This is a genomic window from uncultured Streptomyces sp. (assembly GCF_947488945.1).
Classification (GTDB): domain Bacteria; phylum Actinomycetota; class Actinomycetes; order Streptomycetales; family Streptomycetaceae; genus Streptomyces.
Map to the genome: position 1 here is coordinate 306,832 of NZ_CANLBS010000004.1, position 16,655 is coordinate 323,486.

Below are 16,655 nucleotides of genomic sequence, written 5' to 3' on the forward strand. Positions count from 1 at the left end.
GACAACCCGCGGGCCCCTGAAGCCGCCCGGGGGCGCGCCCGGAACCCGGGGTCCACACTCAGGGGGCGGGGGCCGGCTGCGGCGCCGGGACCTCGCGCGGGGCGGGCACGGCGTTCTCCAGGACGTCCCGCAGGTGCTTCTCGACCACCGGCAGCACGTCCCCGATGGTGATCTCCCGGCCCAGTTCGTTGCTGAGCGAGGTGACCCCGGCGTCCCGGATGCCGCACGGCACGATGCGGTCGAACCAGGTGTTGTCCGGGTTCACGTTCAGGGCGAAGCCGTGCATGGTGACCCCCTTGGCGACCCGGATGCCGATCGCCGCCAGCTTGCGGTCCTCGCGGCGCTGGCCGGCGTTGGACGGGGCGTACTCGGGGCCGTTCAGCCGGGCGTCGAACTCGTCGTCCCGGAGGCGCGGGTCGAAGTCGAGCGAGAGACCGCCGAGCGTCGGGCGCTCCTCGACCGGGTCGCCCAGCACCCACACCCCGCTGCGGCCCTCGACCCGGCTGGTCTCCAGCCCGAAGGCGGCGGCCGTGCGGATCAGCGCCTCCTCCAGCCTGCGCACGTGCGCGACGACGTCCACGGGGCGCGGCAGCTTGAGGATCGGGTAGCCGACGAGCTGTCCCGGACCGTGCCAGGTGATCTTGCCGCCGCGGTCCACGTCGATGACCGGGGTGCCGTCGAGCGGGCGCTCGCTGTCCGCGGTGCGCCGCCCCGCGGTGTAGACCGGCGGGTGCTCCAGCAGCAGGCAGGTGTCGGGGACGGTGTCCTCGAAGCGGGCCGCGTGCACCTCGCGCTGCCTCTGCCACGCCTCCTGGTACGCGACGGCTTCCTCGCCGAACCCCAGCCGGACAAAACGCAGCTCGCTCACGGTGACGCCTCCCTGGTCGCGGCGGCCGGCCCGTCCGGAGGAGTCCCCGGAGCCGCAGCGCCGCACCGACCGCACCCCGGCCCACTGTACGACCGCCCCTTTGGCGGCGGCCCGCCAGGTCGTGGACGTGCGGGAACGCGCGGCCCGCCGCCGGCGCCCCCGGTGGACGGTACGGGCATTCCCGCGGCCTTCCGTCAGCTCTGCCCGGAATCCTCACACGATCGGATGAACGTGGAGCGAAGGAGTCCGGGAGCGCGTCCGGGGCCGCTAAATTCGCGCCGTCCCACAAGGCCGTCAAGGGCTGCCCGCCCGGCCCCCGAGGCAGGAGACCGCACCGCTGATGTCGGAACGACCCTCGCAGCGCAACCCCAACCGCCGGCTCGCCGCGCTCATCGCCGAGGCCGGGTTCTCCCATGCGGGCCTCGCCCGCCGGGTGGACCAGCTCGGCCTCGAACACGGTCTGGACCTCCGGTACGACAAGACGTCCGTGACCCGGTGGCTGCGCGGCCAGCAGCCCCGCGGCACCACCCCCGCGCTGATCGCCGAGGTCTTCACCCGCAGGCTCGGCCGCCGGCTCTCCGCCCAGGACCTCGGCCTGGACGCCTGCGCCCCGGTCTACGCCGGGCTGGAGTTCGCCGCCACCCCCGCCGAGGCGGTGGACATCGTCAGCGGCCTGTGGCGCAAGGACTCGGGCAACCAGGCCGAGCTGCGCAAGATCGCCTTCACCCCCGCCGGACTGGTGGTGCCCAGCCGGGACTGGCTCATCGGCCTGCCCGACGAGTGGGTGGCGCGCGGCGACGCGGCGGCCGGCGGCGCCCTGCGCGGCGCACCGCCGGGCGGAGCCCGGGACGACCGGGCGCCGAAGACCCCGGAGGCCGTCCCCGCCGCCCGGAACGCCGGCCGGCGCACGGTGATCCCGCAGGGCGTCGCCGGACCTCCCGCCGCGGCCCGCCCGCCCGGCATCCCGCCGCACGTGGTGCCCCGGCAGCGGCAGACCGAACGCTCCACGGGGCAGCGCGTGGGCGCGGGCGACGTGGCCGCGCTCCGCTCGGTCGGCGACCTCTTCCGCTCGCTCGACAACGCCTACGGCGGCGGCCACGCCCGGCAGGCGCTGGTCCGCTACCTGGAACACGAGGCCGAGCCCATGCTCCGGGGGAGCTACGGCGAGGCCACCGGCCGGAGCCTGTTCGCGGCCACCGCCGACCTGACCCGGCTGGCCGGCTGGACGTCGTACGACATCGCCGCGCACGGGCTCGCCCAGCGCTACTTCGTCCAGGCGCTGCGGCTCGCCCAGGCCGCCGGCGACCGGGCCTACGGCAGCTTCGTGCTGATCACGATGAGCCGCCAGGCGGTCTATCTGGGCCACGGCCGGGAGGCCGTCCAACTGGCGCGCGTCGCCCAGCAGGGCGTCGGCTCCGCGGCGCCCGCGGTCGTGCAGGCGCTGCTGCACGCGGTGGAGGCGCGCGGCCACGGCGTGCTCGGCGACGCGAGGGCGTGCGCCACCTCGCTGGCGCGCGCCGAGCACGCGCTGGAGACCGCCCGCACCGGCGACGAAGTGCCCCACTGGGCGCGGTACTTCGACGAGGCGCAGCTCGCCGACGAGTTCGCCCACGCGCACCGGGACCTCCAGCAGTACCGGACCGCCGCCCAGCACGCGGAGCGCTCGCTCCAGCTCCGCGCGCCCGCGTACGCCCGCAGCAGGCTGTTCTGCCGGGTGGTGCTCGCCTCGGCCCGGCTCGGCCTCGGCGAGCTCGACCAGGCCTGCCGCCTCGGCGCGGAGGCGGCCCAGCAGGCGTCCGAGATGCGGTCGGTGCGTGCCACCGAGTACGTCCGCGATTTCGAACGCCGGCTGGAGCCGTACCGGGACGCGGCGGCGGTCCGCGGGTACCACGACCGCGTCGCCGTGCTCGGCTGACATCGCCCCCTCACGCCACCCCGGTGTACGAGGGCTCCGCTTCCCGTACGCCCAGGTCGCGCAGGATCCACGAGGCGGCCCGCCGTCCGGAGCGCAGCGCGCCCCGGACGGTGCTGGTGTCCCGGTGGTCCCCGCAGACGTACAGCCCGGAGAGGATGCGCACCGGGCGTCGCGGATCGTGCGGCGGACGCATCACCGGCACCGCCTCCCGGTCGTGGTGGACGGCCAGCAGCTCCCAGCCGCCGGTGTCCGTCCCGTACAGCGATGCCAGCTGGGTCCGGACCGCGCGGTCCAGGTGCTGCGGCGGGGCGCCGAGGAGCGTCGAGGTGACCAGCGCCCGTCCTTCCGGTGCACGCGAGGGGTCGACCTCGCTCATCACCGCCGTGTACGCCACCGGGCCCGACCGGTCCGCGTCCAGCAGCAGCGAGGACCCGCCGGGCGGGGGAGCGGGCGCCGCGTGGTGGACCACCGTCACCGGGTGGAAGTCCGGCACCCGCAGCCCCGGCAGCAGTTCCGCCGCGGCCCCCGCGCCGGTCGCCAGGAGCAGCGAACGGCAGTCCAGTTCGCCGTGGTCCTTGGTGACGACCCGGTTGATGCCGGCCCCGGTGACGTGGACGCCGGTCCGCACCGTCCCGGCCGGCAGCGCCGCCGCGAGCAGCTCCGGCAGGGCGGCGGCTCCGCCGGCCGGCACGGCGAGACCACCGCGCGCGTAGTCGCGCAGCACCAGATCGGCGCAGCGGCCGGACGACACCAGCTCCGGGTCGCTCAACAGCGCGGTGAGCAACGGGTGCAGGACGCCCCCTACCGTCCGGGCCGGCAGCCCCCGCGCGGCGGACAACTCCGCCGCCGCCCGCTCCGGACGGGACCACAGCCGGTCGGGCGGCGTGGCGGCCAGCCGGGCCAGTGCCGCCCCCAGCCGCGCCTGGTCCAGCGCGCCGACCACGGCCGCCCCCCGGTGCGCCGGGAACGGATGAAGGGCGCCCGGCCGGGCGCGTACCGCTCTGAACGCGCCCCGTGCGCCCCTGAAGGGCCCGACGGGGTGACGGCGCCCGCCGGAGTGCACCAGCACCCCGGAGGCGAACTCCCGCAGCTCCAGGGCTTCGAGCCCGGGTGCGAGCGGGGCCCCGCCCGGTTGCGGGCTGAGCAGCGGGCCCAGCAGGTCCAGCCGGAACCCGTCCAGGGTGCGGGTGCCGAGCCGCCCGCCCACGTGCCCGGCGGCCTCCAGGACGGTGCAGCTCACCCCCGCCCCGATCAGCCGGTGGGCCGCTGAGAGGCCCGCGACCCCGGCCCCGATGATGACCACGTCCGCGTGGCGCGCCGAGCTGAGCACATCGCCCTCCCCGAGTCGGCAGCGACTGCCGGAGGGGTCATGCCCTCAACCGGCCCCCGGAATGCCGGAGTTCGGACGCAGGCTAGGAGGATGGCCGATACCCGCGCAGTCGCGCGCACCCCGGGCACCGGTGCACGCCGGTCGCACCCGGCCCCGCGCCCCCGCCCTGTCTCCCGCCGCCCCGTGCCGGACCCGGAGCCCGACGAAGCGGCGTGCCCGGAGCCGGACGAGCCGGGCGCCTACCGTCGCAGCGCCGCCCGGATGGCGTCCTCGATCCCCGGGAAGGCGAAGGAGAAGCCCGAGTCCAGCAGCCGCCGCGGCACCACCCGCTGGCTGCCGAGCACGTCGGAGGCGAACTCGCCGAGCGCCAGCCGCAGCGCCGGCGCGGGGGCGGTGAACACCGTCGGGCGGTGCAGCACCCGGCCCATCGCGGCGGTGACCACCGCGTTGGTGACGGGCTCCGGCGCGGTCAGGTTGACCGGGCCCGTGCACTCCTCGGTGTCCAGGAGATGGCGCAGCGCCGCGACGTGGTCGTGCAGCGCGATGAAGCTCCAGTACTGGAGTCCGTCGCCCAGCCGTCCGCCGAGCCCGGCCTTGAACAGCGGGAACAGCCGCCCCCAGGCGCCGCCCCCGGAGGCGACCACCAGACCGGTGCGGGCGTGCACGGTCCGTACGCCCGCCTCCTCGGCGGCCGCCGTGGCGGCCTCCCACTCCTCGCAGACGGACGGCAGGAAGCCGTCGCCGGGCGGGGCGTCCTCGTCCACGGCGCGGTCGCCGGTGTCTCCGTAGAAGCCGATCGCGGAGCCGGAGACCAGCACCCGGGGCGGGGTGTCCAGGGACGCGACCGCCTCGGCCACCGCCGCGGTGCCCAGCACCCGGCTGTCCCGGATCTCCTTCTTGTACGCGGCGGTCCAGCGGTGGTCCCCCACCCCGGCCCCGGCCAGATGGACCACGGCGTCGCAGCCGGCCAGCCGGGAGACGTCGACGTACCCGCGGTGCGGGTCCCACTCGATCTCGTGGACGGTTCTGGCCGGCCGGCGCACCATCGGACGCACTTCGTGCCCGTCGGCCCGCAGCGAGCGGACGAGGGCCGTTCCGATGAGCCCGGTCGAACCGGTGACGGCGATGCGGGAGCGCTCCATCCGTCCATCCTGCCCCATGGACCGGGCCGGATCCCGGCATGGCACAGTGCCTCCATGAACGATCTCGCCCCGCACACCGTCCGCCCCGCCACGCTCGCGGACGAGGACGCCCTGGCGGAGCTGGACCGGGCCACCTGGTCCACGCTCCACTCCGTGCAGGACGCGCCGAAGCCGCCGTACCCGCCGTTCTTCGACGAACGCCACCCGCCCCGCGACATCCTGGTGGCCGAGACGCACCCGGAGCCGGCGGACGGTCCCGGTGGCCCGCGCGTGGCCGGGTACATCCGGCTGGTCGCGCCCACCCCGCTGCCCTGCAACCAGCACGTGCGCCAGATACAGGGCCTGGCGGTGGCCGAGTGGGCGCGGGGCAGGGGCGTGGCGCGTGCGCTGCTGCGGGGCGCGCTGGCCGAGGCGCGCCGGCAGGGCGCGAGCCGCGTCACCCTGCGGGTGCTCGGCCACAACACCCCGGCCCGGGCGCTCTACGCCTCGGAGGGGTTCGCCGTCGAGGGCGTGCTGCCCGGCGAGTTCCACCTGGCCGGGCGGTACGTGGACGACGTCCTGATGGGCCGCTCGCTCACCGCCGGCTGACTCCCGGGGCCGCCGGCGGGGCGTGCTACTCGGGCCCGAACCGGTCCCAGAGCGCCGGGAAGCGGGCGGCCAGCACCTCGTCGTCCTCGAAGGTGAACGGGATGCCCTCCGGCTCGCGCGGCTGCGGCGGCAGTCCGAGGTCCGGCGTCTGCGCGCCGGTGAGCTGCTCGTACGCCTCGTCCGCCGCGTACCCCAGCTCCTCGCCGTCGCCGTCGAGCTCCTCGTCGAAGTCGTCGAGGAGCTCCGCCAGGCTGTCCGGGTCGTGCACCGCGCCCTCGAAGACCTCGCGCCCCTGGCCGATCAGCCAGCACCGGAAGTAGTCGAAGGCGTCGTCGCTCGCGCCGCCGAGCAGCACCGCCGCGGCGCCCCACAGGTCCCAGCGGTAGGCGCGGTGGTAACGGGCCTCGAAATGGCGGGCGAAGTCGACCACCGAGTCCGGGTCCAGCCGCACCAGCCGGTCCACCAGCAGGTCCGCGTGTTCCTCGGGGTCGCCGTCGGCGGCCTCGCGGGTGCTGTCGATGATCTCCCAGAACGCCGTCTCGTCCATCACGGATCCAGCATCGGGGCCGCACGTGCTCCGCGCATGCGGAGAGGCCGAATCGAAGCCTTTGGAGGCCCGGGTCCCCCGAGTGGCTCGTACGGACGTCCGGTGGGGTCGACGGGTGTACGACGCGGCCGGGCCGGGCACGACGGATGGCCGGGCCCGGCCCGGCCGGGTGCTGGTGGTGCGTACGGGCTCAGAGCCCGTAGCGCTCCCGTGCCTCCTTGACGGCGGAGGCGGGGATCTCGCCGCGGCGGGCGAGCTGGGCCAGCGACGCGACGACGACCGAGCGGGCGTCCACGCCGAAGTGGCGGCGGGCGGCGTCGCGGGTGTCGGAGATGCCGAACCCGTCGGTGCCGAGCGAGGACCAGTCCTGCTCCACCCACTGGCTGATCTGGTCGGGGACCTGGCGCATCCAGTCGCTGACCGCGAGGACCGGGCCCGGGGCGCCGGACAGCGCCTGGGTCACGTACGGCACCCGCTCCTCGCCGCGCAGCAGGGCCGCGTCGGCCTCCAGCGCGTCGCGGCGCAGCTCGCCCCACGAGGTGGCGGACCAGACGTCGGCGGTGACACCCCAGTCCGAGCTGAGCAGTTCCTGGGCCTCCAGGGCCCAGTGGATCGCCGTGCCGGAGGCCAGCAGTTGCAGGCGCGGCGCGTCGGCGGAGGCCGGGGCCCCCTCCTTGAAGCGGTAGAGGCCCTTGACGATGCCCTCCTCGACGCCGTCCGGCATCGCGGGCTGGGGCTTCGGCTCGTTGTAGACCGTCAGGTAGTAGAAGACGTTCTCGGCCTCGGGGCCGTACATGCGGCGCAGACCGTCCTTGACGATCACCGCGATCTCGTACGCGAACGCCGGGTCGTAGTTGAGCGACGCGGGGTTGGTGGCGGCGATCAGGTGCGAGTGGCCGTCCGCGTGCTGGAGGCCCTCACCGGTCAGCGTCGTGCGGCCCGCGGTGGCGCCGACGATGAAGCCCTTGCCGAGCTGGTCGGCGAGCTGCCACATCTGGTCGCCGGTCCGCTGCCAGCCGAACATCGAGTAGAAGATGTAGAACGGGATCATCGTCTCGCCGTGCGTCGCGTACGACGTGGCGGCGGCGATGAAGTCGGCCATGGCGCCGGCCTCGGTGATCCCCTCGTTGAGGATCTGGCCGTCCTTGGCTTCCTTGTAGTACATGAGCTGGTCGCGGTCGACCGGCTCGTACGTCTGGCCCAGCGGCGAGTAGATGCCGGCCGACGGGAAGAGCGACTCCATGCCGAAGGTGCGGGCCTCGTCGGGGACGATCGGAACCCAGCGCCGGCCGGACTCCTTGTCCCGCATCAGGTCCTTGACCAGCCGGACGAAGGCCATCGTGGTGGCCATCTCCTGTTTGCCCGACCCCTTGTACAGGGCCTTGAACGCGCGCTCCTCGGGGGCCGGCAGGGCCGCCGCGTGCACCCGGCGGGCCGGGGCGGGGCCGCCGAGGGCGGCACGGCGCTCCTGGAGGTAGCGGACCTCGGGGGAGTCGGCGCCGGGGTGGCCGTAGGGCACCACGCCGTCCTCGAAGGCGCTGTCCGGGATCGGGAGTCCGAGCAGCTCGCGCATGCCCTTGAACTCGTCGATCGACAGCTTCTTCATCTGGTGGTTGGCGTTCTTCGACTCGAAGCCCTTGCCGAGGGTGTAGCCCTTCACCGTCTGGGCGAGGATCACGGTCGGCGCGCCCTTGTGGGACAGCGCCGCCCGGTACGCCGCGTAGACCTTGCGGGCCTCGTGGCCGCCGCGCGAGGTGTAGAAACACTCGGCGATCTTCGCGTCGGTGAGCAGCTTGGCCATCTCCGCGAGGGCCGGCTCGGAGCCGAAGAAGTGCTCGCGGATGTACGACACGTCGCGGGTGGCGTACGTCTGGAACTGGGCGTCGGGCACCTGGCGGAGCCGGCGGACCAGCGCGCCCGTGGTGTCGAGCTGGAACAGCTCGTCCCAGGCGGAGCCCCAGAGGGTCTTGACGACGTTCCAGCCGGCGCCGCGGAAGGCGCCCTCCAGCTCCTGCACCACGCGGAAGTTGGCGCGGACCGGGCCGTCGAGCCGCTGCAGGTTGCAGTTGATGACGAAGGTCAGGTTGTCGAGCTGCTCACGGGCCGCGAGGGCCAGGGCGGCGGTCGACTCGGGCTCGTCCATCTCGCCGTCGCCGAGGAAGGCCCAGACGTGCGAGTTCGACGTGTCCTTGATGCTGCGATTGGCCAGGTACCGGTTGAAGCGCGCCTGGTAGATCGCCGACAGCGGGCCGAGGCCCATCGAGACGGTGGGGAACTCCCACAGCCAGGGCAGCCGGCGCGGGTGCGGGTAGGACGGCAGGCCGTTGCCACCGGCCTCCTGGCGGAAGTTGTCGAGCTGCTGCTCGCTCAGCCGTCCGTCGAGGAAGGCGCGGGCGTAGATGCCGGGGGAGGCGTGGCCCTGGATGTAGAGCTGGTCGCCGGAGCCGTCCCCCTCCTTGCCGCGGAAGAAGTGGTTGAAGCCGGTCTCGTACAGCCAGGCCGCCGAGGCGAAGGTGGCGATGTGGCCGCCGACCCCGTGCTTCGCGCCGCGGGTCACCATGGCCGCCGCGTTCCAGCGGTTCCAGGCGGTGATCCGGGATTCCATCTCCAGGTCGCCGTCGAACGCGGGCTCGGCGGCGGTCGGGATGGTGTTGACGTAGTCGCTCTCCAGCAGCTTGGGCAGCGCGATGCCGGCGCCCTCGGCGTGCTGGAGCGAGCGGCGCATCAGGTACGCGGCGCGGTGCGGACCCGCCGCCTTGGTGACGGCATCCAGGGAGGCCGCCCATTCGGCGGTCTCCTCGGGGTCGCGGTCCGGGAGCTGGTCGAGCTCGCTCGGCTTTCCTACGGGGTCGGTCATGATCGCCGCCTTCCGGAGTGGGAGGGGGTGGAGAAGGCCCTGGCTGGCAGGACAGGGCGATGGGGCCGGTGGGCCCGCGGAGTGAACTGTAAACGGCTGATCGATGATCGATCAAAGGGTTGAAAGGGAAATCTTTACGAACCGCGAAAAGTGGCATGGGGTGCCGCGAAACGGGGCACGCAGTGACGGGTCAAAGCGTTACTTATCGGGCGCGCACTGCGCATACGAGCGTCTGCCGTGACAGATGGGAAACGCGGCGGAAACCCGGAAGCAGCCGTCGGGAGGGGGCCTCCGATCCCGTGCCACGGGCCGGCGGGGGTCGCGTCAGGCGCGCGGGGCGCAGCCGAGGACGTGCGCCTTCACCAGCACGCCGATCTGCGGGTCCTGACGCTGGAACGCTTCGACCAGCGCCTCGTGCTCCTCGGCGTACGACTTCTGCACGGTGCCCAGCCAGCGGATCGACAGGGCGGTGAACACCTCGATGCCGAGCCCCTCCCAGGTGTGCAGCAGCACCGCGTTGCCGGCCGCGCGCACCAACTCCCGGTGGAATCCGACCGTGTGGCGCACCTGCGCCTCGCCGTCCGCCGCCCGGTCGGCCTCGTACAGGGCCGTGACGTGCGGCTGGAGCGCCGAGCAGTCCTCGCCGAGGGCGGGGGCCGCCAGCTCCGCGGCGATCTGCTCCAGGCCCGCCCGCACCGGGTAGCTCTCCTCCAGGTCGGCGGCCGTCAGATTGCGGACCCGGACGCCCTTGTTGGGCGCCGACTCGATCAGCCGCAGCGTCTCCAGCTCGCGCAGCGCCTCGCGCACCGGCGTCTGGCTGACCTCCAGCTCGGTGGCGATCCGGCGTTCCACGATCCGCTCGCCCGGCTTCCAGCGCCCGCTGACGATCCCGTCCACGATGTGCTCGCGGATCTGTTCGCGCAGCGAGTGGACGACGGGCGGGGTCATGGAGGGCTCCTTCGGGGCACAACCGGTGCTGGCTGCACCGAACGCGGTCGTGGCGGCGACCGGTGGTGTCTAGACAATACGGCGGCGCCCCCGTCCGGAAGGGTTCCGGACGGGGGCGCCGCTGGTGAGGCTGGTTACAGCCGGAGGGTTCAGAGGCCGAGCTCGACCTCGAACTCGCCCGCCTCCAGGATCGCCTTGACCGTGGTCAGGTAACGGGCGGCGTCCGCGCCGTCCACCAGACGGTGGTCGTAGGAGAGCGAGAGGTAGGTCATGTCGCGCACCGCGATGGTCTCGCCGAGGTCCGGGTGGTCGATGACCACCGGACGGCGGACCGTGGCGCCGATGCCCAGGATGGCGGCCTGGTTCGGCGGCACGATGACGGTGTCGAACAGGGCGCCGCGCGAACCGGTGTTGCTGATCGTGAAGGTGGCGCCGGACATGTCGTCCGGGGTCAGGCCGCCGCCGCGGGCCTTGCCGGCCAGCTCGGCGGTCTTCTTCGCGATACCGGCGATGTTCAGGTCGCCCGCACCCTTGATGACCGGGGTCATCAGACCCTTCTCGGCGTCCACGGCGATGCCGATGTTCTCCGAGTCGAAGTACGTGATGGTGCCTTCGCCCTCGTTGATCCGGGCGTTGACGACCGGGTGGGCCTTCAGCGCCTGGGCCGCCGCCTTCACGAAGAACGGCATCGGGGACAGCTTGACGCCCTCACGGGCGGCGAAGTCGGCCTTCGCCTTGTTGCGCAGCTTCATCAGCTTGGTGATGTCGACCTCCAGCACGGAGGTCAGCTGGGCCTGCGAGTGCAGCGCCTTCATCATGTTGTCGCCGATGACCTTGCGCATGCGGGTCATCTTGACCGTCTGACCGCGCAGCGGGGACGCCTCGACCTTCGGGGCCTTGGCGGCCGGGGCGGACGCGGCGGGGGCCGGGGTCGCGGCGGCGGCCTTGGCGGCCTCCGCGGCGGCGACGACGTCCTGCTTGCGGATGCGGCCACCGACGCCGCTGCCCTTGACCTGGCTCAGGTCGACGCCGTTCTCCGACGCCAGCTTGCGGACGAGCGGGGTGACGTAGGCGCCGTCGTCGCCGGAGGGCGCGGCCGGAGCGGCCGGAGCCGCCGGGGCGACGGGGGCGGGCGCTGCCGGCGCGGGCGCCGGGGCGGCCGGAGCCTGGGCGGCCGGAGCCGGAGCCGCGGGGGCCTGCGGAGCCGGGGCGGGAGCCGCGGGAGCCGGTGCCGGGGCTGCCGGAGCCGGAGCGGCCGGTGCCGGTGCCGGGGCTGCCGGAGCCTGGGCGGCCGGAGCCGGAGCGGCGGCCGGGGCGGGCGCGGCGGCCGGGGCGGGCGCGGCGGCCGGGGCGGCACCGGGCGCACCGATGACGGCGAGCTTGGCGCCGACCTCGGCGGTCTCGTCCTCGGCGACGACGATCTCCAGCAGCACGCCGGAGACCGGGGCCGGGATCTCGGTGTCGACCTTGTCCGTGGAGACCTCCAGGAGGGGCTCGTCCTCGGAGACCTCCTCGCCGACCTCCTTCAGCCAGCGGGTGACGGTGCCCTCGGTGACGCTCTCGCCGAGCGCCGGCAGGGTGACGTCGGTGCCCTCGGCGGACGAACCGCCGGTGGCGGCCTCGGCGGTCGGAGCCGCGGCCGGGGCCTCGGTCTCCGTCGACGGGGCGGTGGGGGCCTCGGTGGCGGGCGCCGGGGCGGCCTCCGCGGCCGGGGCGGACTCGGCGGCCGGGGCGGACTCGGCGGCCGGGGCGCCGGAGCCGTCGTCGATGACGGCCAGCTCTGCGCCGACCTCGACGGTCTCGTCCTCGGCGACCTTGATGGAGGCCAGGACGCCCGACGCGGGAGCCGGGATCTCGGTGTCGACCTTGTCGGTCGAGACCTCGAGCAACGGCTCGTCGGCCTCGACGCGCTCGCCCTCGGCCTTCAGCCAACGGGTGACAGTGCCCTCGGTGACGCTCTCGCCGAGCGCCGGAAGGGTTACGGAAACCGACATGGTTTCAGTTGCTCCTTACGAATGTGCGGAAGTGGTCGGTCGTCCCCGGGACTGGATCAGTCGTGGGAGTGGAGAGGCTTGCCGGCCAGGGCCAGGTGCGCCTCGCCCATCGCCTCGTTCTGCGTCGGGTGGGCGTGGATGAGCTGCGCGACCTCGGCCGGCAGCGCCTCCCAGTTGTAGATCAGCTGGGCTTCGCCGACCTGCTCGCCCATACGGTCACCGACCATGTGGACGCCGACCACGGCACCGTCCTTGACCTGGACGAGCTTGATCTCGCCCGCGGTCTTCAGGATCTTGCTCTTGCCGTTGCCCGCGAGGTTGTACTTGAGGGCGACGACCTTGTCCGCACCGTAGATCTCCTTGGCCTTGGCCTCGGTGATGCCGACGGAGGCGACCTCGGGGTGGCAGTACGTCACCTTCGGCACGCCGTCGTAGTCGACCGGAACGGTGTTCAGGCCGGCCAGCCGCTCGGCCACCAGGATGCCCTCGGCGAAGCCGACGTGGGCGAGCTGGAGGGTCGGGACGAGGTCGCCCACCGCCGAGACGGTCTCCACGTTGGTCCGCATGTACTCGTCGACGAGGACGTAGCCGCGGTCCATCGCGACACCGGCCTCCTCGTAACCGAGGCCCTGGGAGACGGGGCCGCGGCCGATGGCGACGAGCAGCACCTCCGCCTCGAAGGTCTTGCCGTCGGCGAGGGTCACGCGGACGCCGTCCTGCGTGTACTCGGCCTTGTCGAAGAAGGTGCCGAGGTTGAACTTGATGCCGCGCTTGCGGAACGCGCGCTCAAGAAGCTTCGAGCTGTTCTCGTCCTCGACCGGCACCAGGTGCTTCAGGCCCTCGACGATGGTGACGTCGGTGCCGAAGGACTTCCACGCCGAGGCGAACTCGACGCCGATCACGCCGCCGCCCAGGACGATGGCGGACTTCGGCACGCGGTCCAGCTTCAGCGCGTGGTCCGAGGAGATGATGCGGTTGCCGTCGATCTCCAGGCCCGGCAGCGACTTCGGCACGGAGCCGGTCGCCAGCAGCACGTGGCGGCCCTGGACGCGCTGGCCGTTCACGTCCACCGAGGTGGGCGACGAGAGCCGGCCCTCACCCTCGATGTAGTGCACCTTGCGCGAGGCGATGAGCCCCTGGAGCCCCTTGTACAGGCCCGAGATCACGTCGTCCTTGTACTTGTGGACGGCCGCCATGTCGATGCCCTCGAAGGTGGCCTTCACGCCGAACTGCTCGGCCTCGCGGGCCTGGTCGGCGATCTCGCCCGCGTGCAGCAGCGCCTTCGTCGGGATGCAGCCGTTGTGCAGGCAGGTGCCGCCGACCTTGCCCTTCTCGATCAGAGCGACGTCCAGGCCCAGCTGCGCTCCGCGCAGGGCCGCGGCGTACCCGCCACTGCCACCGCCGAGGATCACTAGGTCGAAAACGGTGCTGGCGTCGTTCGCCACGTCACGTCCTCCATGCATGTGCGCCGTACGCCGGGCCCCTGTGCGGGGTGGAACCGGCCGGTCGGCTGGTGTTCGGCCGCTGATGAGTCGTTCGGCCCTGTGGTGGGGGCCCTGTCCTGCCGAGAACCCATCTTCGCACTTGTTGGCGGTGGACGGGACGCGGGGCCCGTGTCCCGAGTGGGACGGGGGCCCGCCCGAAGGGTTACCCGTGCGTAGATTCGCATGCGTTCCGTGCAGTTCGTCCAGAGCGAAATCCGGCCGGGCCCCGGGGGTGGAGGCAGCGCCGGTGGGGGAACGCGTACGGCCCCGGGAAAATGCCCGGGGCCGTACGCGTCGCCCGCGCGGGACGCGCGGGCGGTGGATCAGCCGAGGTCGCCGGCGGCGGTCCGCTCGGCGAGCTTCAGCAGGGTGCGGACCGAGGAGCCGGTGCCGCCCTTGGGGGTGTAGCCGTACGGCGCGCCCTCGTGGAAGGCCGGTCCCGCGATGTCCAGGTGCGCCCAGGCGATGCCCTCGCCGACGAACTCCTTGAGGAACAGACCGGCCACCAGGCCGCCGCCCATCCGCTCGCCCATGTTGGCGATGTCGGCGGTGGAGGAGTCCATGCCCTTGCGCAGGTCGGCGGGGAGCGGCATCGGCCAGGACGCCTCGCCGACCTCCTCGGCGATCTCGTGGATCGAGGTACGGAACGCGTCGTCGTTGGCCATGATGCCGAAGGTGCGGTTGCCCAGCGCCAGTACCATCGCGCCGGTCAGGGTCGCCACGTCGACGATCGCGTCCGGCTTCTCCTCGGAGGCGCGGGTCAGCGCGTCCGCGAGGACCAGCCGGCCCTCGGCGTCCGTGTTGAGGACCTCCACGGTCTTGCCGCTGTACATGCGCAGCACGTCGCCGGGGCGGGTGGCGTTGCCGGAAGGCATGTTCTCCGCCAGCGCCAGCCAGCCGGTGACGTTGACGCGCAGGCCGAGGCGGGCCGCGGCGACGACGGTGGCGAACACGGCGGCGGCGCCGCTCATGTCGCACTTCATCGTCTCGTTGTGGCCGGCCGGCTTCAGCGAGATGCCGCCCGAGTCGTAGGTGATGCCCTTGCCCACCAGGGCCAGGGTCTTCTCCGCCTTCGGGTGCGTGTAGGCGAGCTTCACCAGGCGCGGGCCGTGGGTGGAGCCCTGGCCGACGCCGAGCAGGCCGCCGTAACCGCCCTTGACGAGGGCCTTCTCGTCGAGCACCTGCACCTTGACGCCGTGCTCCTTGCCCGCGGCGGCGGCCACGGCGGCGAAGGACTCGGGGTAGAGGTCGTTCGGCGGGGTGTTGATCAGGTCGCGGGCGCGGTTGATCTCCTCGGCCAGCGCGACGGCGCGCTCGGCGGCCGCCTTGTAGGCCTTGTCGCGCGGCTTGGCGCCGAGCAGGGCCACCTCGCCCAGCGGCTGCTTCGCGCCCGCCGGCTCGGCGCCCTTGGGCGCCAGCTTGTTCTCGCCGGCCTGGTAGGCGGTGAAGGCGTAGGCGCCCAGCAGCGCGCCCTCGGCGACGGCCGCGGCGTCCTCGACCGAGGCGGCGGGCAGCGCGAAGCCGGCCTTCTTGGAGCCGGTCAGGGCGCGGGCGGCGACACCGGCGGCGCGGCGCAGCTTCTCGGCGTCGTAGCCGTCCGCCTCGTCCGGTGCCGTGCCGAGGCCGACCGCGACGATCAGCGGGGTCTTCAGGCCGGAGGGAGCGGGCACCTTGGTCAGCTCGCCCTCGGCACCCGCGGCACCCAGGGTCTCCAGGACGGCGGCGAGCTTGCCGTCGAACGCCTTGTCCACGGCCTCCGCGCCCGGCGCGAGGACCAGACCCCCGGACTTGGGCGCCGTGCCCTTGGCGACGCCGACGACCAAGGCGTCGGCGCGCAGCGTCGCCGCGCCGGTGGTGCTGAGAGTGAGAGCAGTCACGGTGGTGAATTCTCGCTTCCGTTGAGTTCGGTGGAGGCCGAGGGGTGGGCCGGCCGGGCCCGGCACGCAGGTGATACCGCCACGACGTGCCGGGAATGAGCCTACGCGCGGCATTCCCGGCACCCCACGGCGGCGGGCCGTTCGGCCGTCCCGGACCGGTGGCCGGGCGGATCCGGGTGGCTGGATAAGGTCGGCGGGAGCGGACCGCGCGGCGGTCCCGGACGCGGGGGAGCGGCATGCGCGGGCGGTACGGACCGGGCGGCACGGGACGACGGGGGCGGTCCGGCCGGACGGCCGCCGCGGCGCTGATGGCGGCGGCGGCACTGGCCGGCTGCACGGCGCAGGACGCCCGGCAGCCGCCGGCGGAGCCCGGCGGGTCCGCTTCGGCCGGGTCGCACTGGCGCCCCGTGGCGGGCCTGGACTGGCAGTGGCAGCTCTCCGGGAAGCTGGACCCGACGGTGGACGTGCCGGTCTACGACATCGACGGCTTCGACCACGGCGCCGACGCGGTGGCGGATCTGCACGACCGCGGCCGCAAGGTCATCTGCTACCTCTCCACCGGCGCCTGGGAGGACTTCCGCCCGGACGCCGGTGACTTCCCGGAAGCGGTTCTCGGCGAGGGCAACGGCTGGCAGGGCGAGCGCTGGCTCGACATCCGGCGCACCGACGTCCTGGAGCCGCTCATGGAGAAGCGGATCGCGATGTGCGCCCGCAAGGGCTTCGACGCCGTCGAGCCGGACAACATGGACGGCTACCGCAACGAGACCGGCTTTCCGCTCACCGCCGCGGACCAGTTGCGCTACAACCGGCTGATCGCCCGGATCTCCCACGAGCACGGCCTCGCCGTCGGCCTCAAGAACGACCTGGACCAGATCCCCGCCCTGCAACCGGACTTCGACTTCGCGGTCAACGAACAGTGCGCCCAGTACGGCGAGTGCGCCGAGAACACCCCGTTCATCGAGGCCAACAAGCCGGTCTTCCACGTGGAGTACGAGCTGCCGCTCGACCGGTTCTGCGCCGAGTCCGGGAAGCTGGGCCTCAGTTCGCTGCGCAAGGAGTACGACCTCGGCGCCGAACGCCACTCCTGCGCGGACGCCTGACGGGA

Annotated in this window: 12 protein-coding genes; 3 read left to right on the forward strand and 9 right to left on the reverse strand. The window is 73.6% G+C overall.

Translation table 11 applies throughout. The annotated features are described in order from the left end of the window. Positions 1-58: 58 nt before the first annotated feature. Positions 59-868: a lipoyl(octanoyl) transferase LipB gene (gene lipB / locus Q0994_RS08050; protein ID WP_299530846.1), complete on the reverse strand. Its 810-nt coding sequence runs from the start codon at positions 866-868 to the stop codon at positions 59-61. Between the two features lie 340 nt (positions 869-1,208). Here lipB and Q0994_RS08055 point away from each other — a divergent pair, with 340 nt between their 5' ends. Further along, positions 1,209-2,783, forward strand: coding sequence for a regulator (locus Q0994_RS08055; RefSeq protein WP_299530848.1), 1,575 nt, complete (start codon positions 1,209-1,211; stop codon positions 2,781-2,783). A gap of 10 nt (positions 2,784-2,793) precedes the next feature. On the opposite strand, the gene Q0994_RS08060 is transcribed toward Q0994_RS08055, so the two are convergent. Next, positions 2,794-4,113 carry an FAD-dependent oxidoreductase gene (locus Q0994_RS08060; protein WP_299530850.1) on the reverse strand — a complete coding sequence of 440 codons (1,320 nt, stop codon included), beginning with the start codon at positions 4,111-4,113 and terminating at the stop codon, positions 2,794-2,796. A gap of 239 nt (positions 4,114-4,352) precedes the next feature. Continuing rightward, complete coding sequence (locus Q0994_RS08065; protein ID WP_299530853.1) at positions 4,353-5,255, reverse strand: TIGR01777 family oxidoreductase; 903 nt, start codon at positions 5,253-5,255, stop codon at positions 4,353-4,355. A gap of 54 nt (positions 5,256-5,309) precedes the next feature. Here Q0994_RS08065 and Q0994_RS08070 point away from each other — a divergent pair, with 54 nt between their 5' ends. Next, on the forward strand, positions 5,310-5,843 hold the full coding sequence (locus Q0994_RS08070) for a GNAT family N-acetyltransferase (RefSeq protein ID WP_299530856.1): 534 nt from the start codon (positions 5,310-5,312) through the stop codon (positions 5,841-5,843). 25 nt (positions 5,844-5,868) lie between these two features. On the opposite strand, the gene Q0994_RS08075 is transcribed toward Q0994_RS08070, so the two are convergent. From Q0994_RS08075 to Q0994_RS08100, 6 genes are all read right to left on the reverse strand, one after another. Beyond that, positions 5,869-6,390, reverse strand: coding sequence for a DUF4240 domain-containing protein (locus tag Q0994_RS08075; RefSeq protein ID WP_299531327.1), 522 nt, complete (start codon positions 6,388-6,390; stop codon positions 5,869-5,871). A gap of 190 nt (positions 6,391-6,580) precedes the next feature. Then, a complete protein-coding gene (aceE, locus tag Q0994_RS08080; protein WP_299530859.1) occupies positions 6,581-9,247 on the reverse strand; it encodes a pyruvate dehydrogenase (acetyl-transferring), homodimeric type in 2,667 nt (888 codons plus the stop codon). Positions 9,248-9,571: 324 nt separating this feature from the next. Further along, positions 9,572-10,195 carry a GntR family transcriptional regulator gene (locus Q0994_RS08085; protein WP_299530861.1) on the reverse strand — a complete coding sequence of 208 codons (624 nt, stop codon included), beginning with the start codon at positions 10,193-10,195 and terminating at the stop codon, positions 9,572-9,574. A 149-nt stretch (positions 10,196-10,344) separates the two neighbouring features. Further along, the gene (gene sucB, locus Q0994_RS08090; RefSeq protein WP_299530863.1) at positions 10,345-12,189 is read right to left on the reverse strand and encodes a 2-oxoglutarate dehydrogenase, E2 component, dihydrolipoamide succinyltransferase; all 1,845 of its coding nucleotides are present in this window, start codon (positions 12,187-12,189) and stop codon (positions 10,345-10,347) included. Between the two features lie 56 nt (positions 12,190-12,245). Beyond that, positions 12,246-13,634, reverse strand: coding sequence for a dihydrolipoyl dehydrogenase (gene lpdA, locus Q0994_RS08095; RefSeq protein WP_299530866.1), 1,389 nt, complete (start codon positions 13,632-13,634; stop codon positions 12,246-12,248). Between the two features lie 362 nt (positions 13,635-13,996). After that, positions 13,997-15,550: a leucyl aminopeptidase gene (locus tag Q0994_RS08100; RefSeq protein ID WP_299530869.1), complete on the reverse strand. Its 1,554-nt coding sequence runs from the start codon at positions 15,548-15,550 to the stop codon at positions 13,997-13,999. 308 nt (positions 15,551-15,858) lie between these two features. Between Q0994_RS08100 and Q0994_RS08105 the strand changes: the two genes are divergently transcribed. After that, complete coding sequence (locus tag Q0994_RS08105; RefSeq protein WP_299531329.1) at positions 15,859-16,650, forward strand: endo alpha-1,4 polygalactosaminidase; 792 nt, start codon at positions 15,859-15,861, stop codon at positions 16,648-16,650. Positions 16,651-16,655: the final 5 nt, after the last annotated feature.